Below are 10,302 nucleotides of genomic sequence, written 5' to 3'. Positions count from 1 at the left end.
TCCCAGCAAACATCGAAACCTTTGTATTTTCATTACGTTGATAGCCATAAGGATCTATTAAATCTGATTATTAATGATAAAATAGATTTTGCATATCTCGGACCAGTGCCTTATTTGCTTTTAACGAGCAAATACAAACATGTAGAGCCTTTGGCCGAAGTACTTGAGAAAGATGGGAAACCGACGTATCGATGTGTGTTATTCATAGCTTCTGATAAAGAAAAGGTAACCATAAAAAAACTTGCATTAACAAATCCTATCTCCACTTGTGGTTATGTAAGTATGAAGTACTTACTCAAAAAAAGAAAAATTGATATTGATAAGATAGAATATCAGTATTTAAATAATCATGAAGAGGTTTTAAAACAGGTTTTAGCAGGTTTTTACGATGCTGGAGGTGTAAAAGAGGATATTTATCTTAAATATAGAGACTTAGGGGCTAAGGCGATAGAATATACCGACGAATATCCAGCTTTTGTTATTATTGCCAATAAGAAAACGGTGAAGGATAAGGATATTGAGAATATAAAAAAACTTCTGCTTGAATCACCAAAAGAGACATTTACTCAATTGAAAATAGGGGGCAACGGTTTTACAAAATTTGATGACCAAAGATACAGTTTATTAAAAAAGATGCTTACTCCAGATATTTTAAGAAAGATATATGATTAACAAATTAGTAATCCAGAGATTTTTGATTATTTTCCTATTGATTCTTGGTTTCTCACTTTCTTTTGTCTATTATAATCATAGGATGATTTTGGAAAACTATCTCAAGATACAAGCTTTAGACCAACATAGAATTTGGACAAGTACTACAGAAGGACATAACAATGAAGCTGATGCCTATTATGATAGTTATATATTGGCCAATAGTAAAGTAATAGATATCCTAAGAAAGTTCAAAAATGCAGACAATGTTTCAAAAAATAAACTCAGGCTTGATTTGTATAGAGAAATGTTCCCAATATATAATAAACTGAAATTAAAAGGTGTAAGACAGTTTCATTTCCACACTGTTAAGGCAGAATCTTTATTGCGAATGCATGCTCCTGATAGGTTTGGTGATTCATTAGTTGTTGAAAGACCTGATGTTGTACTTGCCAATTCAAGTCTTAAAGTGGTGAGAACCTTTGAGTCAGGAAAAATAATATCCGGTTTTAGAAATGTATATCCAATCATATACAATTCAGAACATCTGGGTAGTGTTGAGATCTCATTTCCTTTTGAGACAATTAGGCAATCTATAAGTGAGTTATACTCGGACAGAGATTTTTTAGCACTGATTAGAAAAGAGAACCTGTCTAAACTTTTTACACCTCAAAGGTCCCTCTATAAAGAGATCTTTTTTAGCAAAGATTGGGTGGTAGAGGATCCTGACAGGGAACTTCATGATAGTCTAAAACCCATAGACAAAGAACACCTCAAAGCTCTTGAGACTGTGGCAAGGAAACCAATATTTGTAGAAGATCTGAACAGAGGTGTAATGGCTACTCATTATACACATATCGGAGAGACTTATTATGAGGTAATTATAACTCCGATAAAGGATACAAAAAATAATGTTGCTGCAGCTCTTATATCCATCTCCCACTCCCCTTATTTAAAATCTATGTTTGATAAATTTAAGTTTGATTTGTTACTTGTTTTGATAGAGGGTGCTTTAATATCATTCTTTTTCATTTTAATACTCAACAAGAATGAAAAGCTAAAACAGAAGGAGTCCTATATAGAAAGTATATTATCAACCATACACAATGGGTTGTATGTTATGGATGAACAGGGAAATATGGTTTTCATGAATAAAGCGGTTACCGAAATTCTGGGTTATGAAAGGGGCGATCTAATCGGTAAATCCGCCCATGAAATGTTTCATCTTCACTCTCTTGATAAATACAATTGTCCTATCTACAGAGTCATAAAAGAACAGAGGGAATACCATGGCACGGAAATTTTTAAGGCGAAAAGCGGTAGACATATATATGTTAGGGTAGCATCAAAGCCCCTTATCTACAAAGGTGAATCCTCAGCTGTTGTGACTTTTATCGATATTACTCCTTTAAAGGAGAAAGAGGATGAGCTTAATAGATCCAATTTTGTTTTACAGGCAATTTTAGAGAATGCACCTTATGGTGCATTACTGATAGATGAAGCTGATTATGTACTGGAAATAAATAATAAATTGTTGGACTTTTTTTCACTTGATATTGGGTACCTGTCTAATAGCGGGAAAAGTCTATTGAATTATGTAGCAGGATCAATGAAAGATTCAGCATCTTTTAATAGGTTTATCAATTCGCAAAATGAGTATAAAACAATGGTTGAAACTGTTGATGGTAGGTTTTTTGAAATAGAAAAGATCCCTGTAAGTGGTTTTAGTTTGAATGGGATCTTATGGACATTTTCAGATATTTCTGAATTGGTCAATTCTTTAAAAGAGATGGAAGAACTCAAGAAAAAAGCTGAGCTTGCTAATCAGGCGAAATCTATATTCCTCTCCAGTATGAGTCATGAGATAAGAACGCCAATAAATGGTATAATCGGTTCCCTCGATCTCATTCCAAAAGAAAACCTGCCCTTTGAGGTGAAAAAATATCTTGAGGTCATAAAAAGTAGTAGTGATCATCTACTAAGTTTGATTAATGATATTTTAGATCTTGCGAAGATTGAAAGTGGTCAATTAACCCTTGAAAATATCCCCTTTGAACCGACGAGGGTTTTAAAAAGAGTTATCTCCATAGCTTATCCTCTGGCTCTGAGAAAAAGAATAGAACTAAAACATGAGTGCTCTGTACATGATCTCTTGGTTTTAGGTGATCCCCATAGACTTAGTCAGGTGTTGCTTAACATCGTAAATAATGCCATAAAGTTTACAGAAAAAGGTGAAGTTATGGTAATGCTACATAAACTTGAAGAGTTTGATAATGAGGTAAAACTCGAGTTTGTGGTAAAGGATACAGGGATAGGGATACCTGAAGACAAGATGGAAATTTTGTTCAAACCTTTTACCCAAGTGGATGCAAGTCATACCCGTAAATATGGAGGAACTGGCTTAGGGCTTGCTATAAGCTACAACATAGTAAAAGCTATGAACGGGAGTATAACTGTAAAAAGCAGGGTAAATGAAGGTACAGAGTTTAGAATAAAAATCCCATTCGTAAAAACTCAGCAGATCCAATCAACCGAAGAAGATTTCTTAGAAATGGAGCAGGATAATTTCGATCAGATTTCGAGAAGTCTCAATCTTCTTGTGGTGGAGGATAACAGGGTAAATTTAATGGTGGTGTTGAATCTCCTTAAAAAGATAGGTGTGCCAGCGATAGATACAGCTAATAACGGTTTAGAAGCAATAGAGGCACTAAAGCGTAAAAATTACGATATTGTTTTCATGGATGTTTCGATGCCTGAAATGGATGGACTTACTGCAACCAAAAAGATACGGAGTATGCCAGATATCATAGACAATAATGTATATATAGTGGCTATGACAGCTAATGCTTTTCAAGAGGACAAGGAAGCCTGTTTTAATGCTGGTATGAACGATTATGTCGCAAAACCTATATCTATCGATATCCTTAAAAAAACCATAATGAGATATATCTATAAAAATCAAGATTTGATAAAAGAGCAGGCAACAGGAAAAGAGATGTATAATGGCTTGGATTTAAATCACCTTCAGGAGATCTCCAGTGATGCTGATTTTATATGTAAACTTCTTAATATTTATAAGGAGGATTTTGAAAGGACATATAATGACCTGAAAAGTGCTTGTAATAGTACCGATTATGATAAAATATTAAAATTAGCCCATAAAATAAAAGGGGCATCTTATAATGTAGGTGCTACACGGTTGGGTGATATTGCAAAGGAGATCGAACAAAAAGCAAAAATAGGGGATATTGCTGAAATAGTACATTGTATGGATAGGTTATGGCACGAATTCAGTCAGATGAAACGGTATTGTAGCTTGATAAATGAATCTACAGATAATAAGATTATATAAATAGATGAAATTTAAGTGGTTTATAAAAAAGGTGGTTTTACCCACCTTTTATTTACACTGACCGTTGACTATTGCTTGGTTGTATTTGTTGCACTGTCCAAGCTGACAGGCTTTTTGAAGATCAGCACACCCTAAGCTATTATTACCTATCATAATATAGCTATGCCCCCTGCTTTCGAGGGAGTATTGGTCGTTGGGATTTAGGCTAAGGGCTTTGTTATAGCTGATGATAGCTTCTTTGTAGTTTTGCAGATTGTAGTAGATATCGCCGATATATCCAGCAGCTGTTGCATGGTCTGGGTTTAGCTCTAATGTTTTCTTGAAGTCAGAAAGTGCCATTGGATAATAATTTTTGTTAAAGTTTAATATACCTCTGTTATAGTAGCCTAAAAAATAGTTTGGAGAAATCTCTATTGCACGGTTATAATCCTTTAATGCGTTGTCATAGTTTTTCAAATATTCATAGCTTAAGCCCCTGTTTATATAGGCTTCGGTATAGTTATTTTTAAAGGTTATGGCGCGGGTGAACTCATTGATGGCGTTGTTATAATCTTTGAGATCCATCAATACATTCCCCTTTTCAAAGTATGCCCAGTAGTCTTTGGGGTTTATGTTTATAGCTTTTTCGTAATAATAAAGGGCGTTGTCGTAGAGCTGTCTTTTTCTATAGGTCATCCCTAGGTATATGTGGGCATCGAGATGATCTGGTCTTGCCTTTATTGCTTGAAGTAGATCCTGTTCTGAGTTGATATAGTTTTGTAGTTTATAGTTTAATACTCCCCTGTTGAAAAGGGCGAGATAGTCGCCTGGTATTATCGATAGGGCTTTGTTGTAATCTGACATAGCTTTACTTGTATCTCCTGAAAATTCATACGCAAGCCCTCTATTTATGTAGGCGTCTATATAGTTTGGATTTTCATTTAAGACTTTATTAAATTCGCTGATAGCTGTGGTATATTGACCATTTTTAAGAAGGGCAACACCGTTGTCATAGATGCTTTTACCGTATTTAGATAGAGTAAATGGGTCTTGGCTGGTGGAAAATGTTTTGTTTACAATAGGTTTATCATCTGAAAGTAGCTGGGCATAGGTACCCAGATTGTAGTCTGGTTTTATCTGTATTGTTTTTTTAAAATCGTTTTTAGCCAGATCTATCTTGTTTAAAACATAATATGTGATCCCCCTGTCAAAGTAGGCTATATGGTTGGATGGATCAAGTTGTATCGCTTTTGTATAATCTTCAATCGCCTTATTGTAGTCCAGCAGGTAATAATAGCTCAATCCTCTACCCACATAAGCGTTGGCATAGGATGGATTTAGATTTGTGGCTATATTATAGTCTTCAATTGAGCCAGTATAATCCTTCAGCATATACTTAGTAAGGCCTCTACTGTAATAGACAATTGGATCGTTTGGATTAAGTATGATCGATTTATTAAAATCTTCTAAGGCTGCTGAATAGTTTTGATCTTCATAGTATAATAGCCCCCTGTTGCTATAAACCAATGCGTACTGGGTATCATATTTTATTGCTTGATTGTAATCATTCAGGGCTGCACTTTTGTTGTTCATTTTAAGATATACAAGAGCTCTGTTGTTATAAGCATAGGCAAAATTTGGATTTAATGAAAGTGCTTTGTTATAAGATGTAAGTGCCTTATGATAATCTTTCAACTCATAATAAACAAGACCTTGTCCTAAATAAGCCATATGGGATTCTGGGTTTAATTCTATGGCTTTTTCGAAATACTGCATTGCTAATTTTTTGTCCAGATATTCTTTACCGTTCCACAATGAATTGGCTTTATTTACCCAGTTGTCAGATTCCAGTTTACTTGCTACTGTTTTGAATTCGTTGTTTATTTTTGTTTGTTCTTTTTTTATTTCTTCAATCTTTTTCTGATCTGCTTGTGTTAATGTTGATTGAGTGTTAAAGGTTTTTGTGTTTTGTTGGGCTGTTACCAGCTTGAGTTCTGACTCCAATTGTTGATTCTTTTTTTCCAGTTCTTGGAATTTATTAAGCAATATATTCATATTTTGTTGAAACTGTTGATATTGAGCAAGGGTGGCCTTATCGGATTTTGCGTTATTTATTTTGTCCATTAATGCTGAGGTATCCACTTCTGATCTGATGGTAACCTCGATGAAAATTGCATCACCTTCCAAGCCTCTTTTTATAGAAAGTATCTCTGTTTTCATAAGTCCCAGTGCCATTGCTGTTATATCATCTTTTTTTAGTTCACCATTTTGGACGACAGTAAGGGATTCTATGTATGTGCCTGCTTTTTCGATAATCTCCCTTTTTGCATCAGCCACTGCAGCAGTCTTGACATCGTCAATGGATTGGTTTGAACCTATTATCTTTTTTACAGAATGGGTGTAGGTTTTCGATTCTGCAAAAGTATGGGATGTTACAAAAAGTAACAAAATAGCAAAAAATAGTGAGGGGTTCATAGTATCCTCCTTTGGTATATACTTAAATATATATAGATCTAGAGAAAATAAAAGGGTTATTGCAAAAATATACTTTACAAATCGGGTAAATGTTTTAAAATAGACAAAACAATTTTAGGGGTTTTTATGCTGGCAAAGAGGATTATCCCGTGCCTTGATGTAAAAGATGGAAGAGTAGTTAAGGGAACGCAGTTTCTAAATCTTGTTGATGCAGGTGATCCTGTGGCGGTGGCTGAAGAGTATGATAGGCAGGGGGCTGATGAACTTACATTTTTGGATATAACAGCAAGCTATGAGAATAGGGGGATAATACTGGATGTGGTGGCAAGAACAGCAGAAAGGGTTTTCATGCCTCTTACCGTTGGTGGTGGTGTAAGAACGTTGGATGATATAAGAAATCTTTTAAATTCCGGTGCGGATAAGGTATCGATAAACACTGCTGCCGTAAAGAATCCTGATTTTGTAAAAGAGGCTGCTCTGAGGTTTGGGTCCCAATGTATTGTGGTGGCCATCGATGCAAAAAAAAGAGTAGATGCTTCAGGATGGGAGGTTTATACTCATGGTGGTAGAAACCCCACAGGTATCGATGCAGTAGAGTGGGCTATGAAAATGGAGAGTTTTGGTGCAGGGGAGATACTCCTAACAAGTATGGATAGGGATGGTACTAAGGATGGCTACGATATAGAGCTTACTGCAGCTGTATCGGATGCGGTGAAGGTTCCTGTCATCGCTTCAGGAGGTGTAGGCACAAAAGAGCATATCTTGGACGGACTTACTAAGGGTAGAGCTAGTGCGGCACTTGCTGCATCTATCTTTCATTTCGGTCTTCTGACAGTGCCAGAGGTAAAAGAATTTCTACAAAGTAATGGTGTTGTGGTAAGAATATAGAGGTGAAAAAATGAATTTTGATGTGTTGTACCATCTAATAAATACGATACGAGACAGAAAAATAAATCCAAAAGAGGGCTCCTATACGAATCAACTAATTTCTGGCGGTGAAAACAAAATCATAAAAAAGCTTGGAGAGGAAAATGCTGAATTTATAAAAGCTTTTCTCACCGAGCCATCAGAAAAAATTGCTTCAGAAGCTGCAGATATTCTATATCATCTTTTAGTGGCTTTGGAATATAAGGGTGTTTCCTTTGAAGATGTTATGTTGGAGCTTAAGCGAAGGATAAAATGAGTTTTGCCGGCTTTTTAATACTTTTTTTTGCTGTGGTGATGCAGATCTGTCTTGGAGCAACTTATTCTTGGTCTGTTTATGTAAAAGATCTAAAGAGTTTGCTTAATATAACCCAAGCTCAGGCGCAACTACCTTTTTCTGTTTTTTATTTTGTTTTTCCCGCTACAATGATTATCTCTGGTAAGATACTTAAAAAAATCGGTCCATCTTTTTCCACCATTGCTGGTGGTATACTTTTTGGTGGTGGGTGGCTCATATCATCTTTTGGTGCTAATAACTTTATCTTTTCTATATTGGGTAATGGTCTTGTGGCAGGTTTGGGGGCAGGTCTTGCTTATATTGTACCGATATCGGTATGTATGAGGTGGTACCCTGACAGAAAAGGGCTAATTACAGGTATAGCTGTAGCTGGTTTTGGGGGTGGTGCAGCCTTGATCAGTTTTCTGGGAGGTTACCTACTGACGATAGGTTGGACACCTTTTGATTTTTTTAGGTTAATGGGGATTGTTTTTACTCTCATGATTGGGGTCGCAGGTTTTTTTATGCGATATCCAGCAGATTATGTTGAACAAAGGGTTGATGAGGAGTTAAAGTATAAAGATTTATTGTTAGATAAAAGGTTTTTGGTATTGTATTTTGCCATGTTTACAGGTTTATCTGCAGGCTTTGCTGTCAATACTAATCTGAAGGAGTTATCGAAAACTGCAACAATTGGCGCTGGAGTGGGTGCAGTAGCTTTATTTGCTATTTTTAATGCCATAGGCAGGATCATCTGGGGAGGTATTTTTGATAGGTTTAGTGCATTAAGAGTTTTGCAGTTAAATCTCCTTGTTCAGGCAATTCTTCTTTTCTTTTCACCCTTGCTCTTGACATCTACTTTTGGTCTTCAGATTTTTGCTGTTCTTTGTGGGCTAAACTTTGGCGGGGTGCTTGTGATGTATGCAGGGACTGTAGCGAAAATTTGGGGTACTGGGCATGTTGGGCTGGTTTATGGTCTGCTATTTTCTTCTAATATTCCTGGAGCTATTGCACCAATTTTTGCAGGATATGTTTATGATAAGACTAATAGTTTTTCGATTGCATTGTATATGATAGGGGTATTGTTATTGTCTGGAGTCGTATTTTTAAGTAAGTTAAGAGAGGATATGTTATGGAAAAGATGATTGAAAAAGCATCTGTACTCATCGAAGCTCTTCCCTACATAAGAAAATTCTATGGTAAGACTATCGTGGTAAAATATGGCGGTCATGCCATGGTGGATGAAGAGCTAAAAAATAGTTTTGCAAGGGATATGGTATTATTAAAATACGTGGGTATAAACCCTATTATAGTTCATGGTGGAGGACCACAGATTGGGGATATGCTTAAAAAACTAAATATCCAAAGTACTTTTGTATCAGGTATGAGAGTAACTGATAGGGAGACAATGAATGTCGTGGAGATGGTTCTTGTTGGGCTTGTTAATAAGAATATTGTTAGCTTGATAAATAGTAATGGTGGTAAAGCTATCGGTCTCTCAGGGAAGGATGGGAACCTTATTTTAGCGGAGAAGCTCTATTTTGAGGAGGAGAGCTTTTACAAAACACCTGAGATTATCGATCTTGGACATGTGGGTAAAGTTAAAAAGGTAAATTCAGATGTGTTAGAACTGATATCAAAGGACTATATTCCTGTTATTGCTCCTGTTGGTATAGGTGAGGATTATGAGCCATATAATATAAATGCAGATCTTGTGGCAGGTGCTGTGGCTGCTGCTGTAGGAGCAGAGAAACTTATTCTTCTTACCGATGTAAAGGGTGTTTTGGATAAAGAAGGGAATCTGATTTCCTCTTTGAGTGTTTCTGAGATTGATGAGCTCAAGAATAGTAATATCATTTATGGTGGTATGCTTCCAAAAATGGATTCAGTTAGGACTGCTCTTTTGGGTGGAGTAAAGAAGGTGCATATTATTGATGGTAGGATTCTTCATTCTGTATTGCTTGAAATCTTTACTGATGGTGGAATAGGGACACAGATAATACTGTAATGAAACCTATTGAAAGATATCTAAAAAGCATTGTGGCGCCTGCGTGTGATGGTGATGGGATGATTTTGGAGGCATTTTTAAAATGTCCCAGGGAGAAGTTTGTGGAAGAGGCTTTACAAAGAATTGCTTATGAGGACAATGCCCTTCCCATCGGTTTTGGACAAACGATTTCTAAACCTTCTACCGTTGCATATATGACAAAACTATTAAATCCTACAAAAGAGGATATTGTCCTTGAAATAGGTACAGGATCCGGTTTTCAATGTGCTGTCCTATCTTTTTTGTCAAAATTTGTTTATACTGTAGAACGAATACCCCAGTTGAGTTATAAAGCCTCAATAACTTTAAAAAAACTACATATAAAAAATGTAAAGTTTAAAGTAGATAACGGTCAAATAGGCTGGCAGGAGTACGCTCCTTTTGATAAGATAATAGTTACCGCATCAGGGGATGAGATACCCCAGAAATTGCTGGATCAATTAAAGATAGGTGGGATGATGGTGATGCCTATAAAAGATAGAATCTATGTTATAGAAAAATTAGAGTCTGATGTTAATATTAAAATGGGGGATGAGTGCCGTTTTGTCGAATTTGTAAATAGTTAACATGTATGGTGAAATGGAAAACAATCTCTTT

General features: G+C 35.9%; 8 protein-coding genes. 7 read left to right on the top strand and 1 reads right to left on the bottom strand.

All coding sequences use genetic code 11. From position 1 onward, the window contains the following. Positions 1-672, top strand: a 672-nt coding sequence (locus N3C60_02440; GenBank protein ID MCX8083756.1) for a PhnD/SsuA/transferrin family substrate-binding protein, incomplete at its 5' end; no start/stop codon positions are given. 88 nt (positions 673-760) lie between these two features. After that, entirely contained in the window at positions 761-4,003 is a 3,243-nt protein-coding gene (locus N3C60_02435; protein ID MCX8083755.1) for an ATP-binding protein, read from the top strand. A gap of 48 nt (positions 4,004-4,051) precedes the next feature. Here N3C60_02435 and N3C60_02430 read toward each other — a convergent pair whose 3' ends face one another. Then, positions 4,052-6,457, bottom strand: coding sequence for a tetratricopeptide repeat protein (locus N3C60_02430; protein MCX8083754.1), 2,406 nt, complete (start codon positions 6,455-6,457; stop codon positions 4,052-4,054). 126 nt (positions 6,458-6,583) lie between these two features. Between N3C60_02430 and hisF the strand changes: the two genes are divergently transcribed. The 5 genes from hisF to N3C60_02405 are packed head-to-tail and all read left to right on the top strand — an operon-like array spanning position 6,584 to position 10,271. Continuing rightward, positions 6,584-7,345, top strand: coding sequence for an imidazole glycerol phosphate synthase subunit HisF (gene hisF / locus N3C60_02425; protein ID MCX8083753.1), 762 nt, complete (start codon positions 6,584-6,586; stop codon positions 7,343-7,345). Between the two features lie 10 nt (positions 7,346-7,355). After that, complete coding sequence (gene hisE, locus N3C60_02420; protein ID MCX8083752.1) at positions 7,356-7,640, top strand: phosphoribosyl-ATP diphosphatase; 285 nt, start codon at positions 7,356-7,358, stop codon at positions 7,638-7,640. Then, positions 7,637-8,803, top strand: a complete 1,167-nt coding sequence (locus tag N3C60_02415) for an MFS transporter (protein ID MCX8083751.1) — start codon at positions 7,637-7,639, stop codon at positions 8,801-8,803. Before hisE ends, N3C60_02415 begins: the two co-directional genes overlap by 4 nt. After that, the gene (gene argB, locus N3C60_02410; protein MCX8083750.1) at positions 8,791-9,666 is read left to right on the top strand and encodes an acetylglutamate kinase; all 876 of its coding nucleotides are present in this window, start codon (positions 8,791-8,793) and stop codon (positions 9,664-9,666) included. Before N3C60_02415 ends, argB begins: the two co-directional genes overlap by 13 nt. Beyond that, on the top strand, positions 9,666-10,271 hold the full coding sequence (locus N3C60_02405; protein MCX8083749.1) for a protein-L-isoaspartate(D-aspartate) O-methyltransferase: 606 nt from the start codon (positions 9,666-9,668) through the stop codon (positions 10,269-10,271). Before argB ends, N3C60_02405 begins: the two co-directional genes overlap by 1 nt. The last annotated feature ends 31 nt before the right edge of the window (positions 10,272-10,302 follow it).

This window comes from Calditerrivibrio sp. (genome assembly GCA_026415135.1).
Classification (GTDB): Bacteria; Chrysiogenota; Deferribacteres; order Deferribacterales; family Calditerrivibrionaceae; genus Calditerrivibrio.
The sequence above is the reverse complement of the archived record's forward strand: the minus strand, read 5'-3'. Positions and strand labels throughout refer to the sequence as shown.

What these genes read in the sequence shown, in the direction of transcription:
- hisE (MCX8083752.1), top strand. Translation starts at nt 7,356, where the DNA reads ATGAATTTTGATGTGTTGTACCATCTAATAAATACGATACGAGACAGA.
- N3C60_02430 (MCX8083754.1), bottom strand. Translation starts at nt 6,457, where the DNA reads ATGAACCCCTCACTATTTTTTGCTATTTTGTTACTTTTTGTAACATCC.
- argB (MCX8083750.1), top strand. Translation starts at nt 8,791, where the DNA reads ATGGAAAAGATGATTGAAAAAGCATCTGTACTCATCGAAGCTCTTCCC.
- N3C60_02415 (MCX8083751.1), top strand. Translation starts at nt 7,637, where the DNA reads ATGAGTTTTGCCGGCTTTTTAATACTTTTTTTTGCTGTGGTGATGCAG.
- N3C60_02405 (MCX8083749.1), top strand. Translation starts at nt 9,666, where the DNA reads ATGAAACCTATTGAAAGATATCTAAAAAGCATTGTGGCGCCTGCGTGT.
- hisF (MCX8083753.1), top strand. Translation starts at nt 6,584, where the DNA reads ATGCTGGCAAAGAGGATTATCCCGTGCCTTGATGTAAAAGATGGAAGA.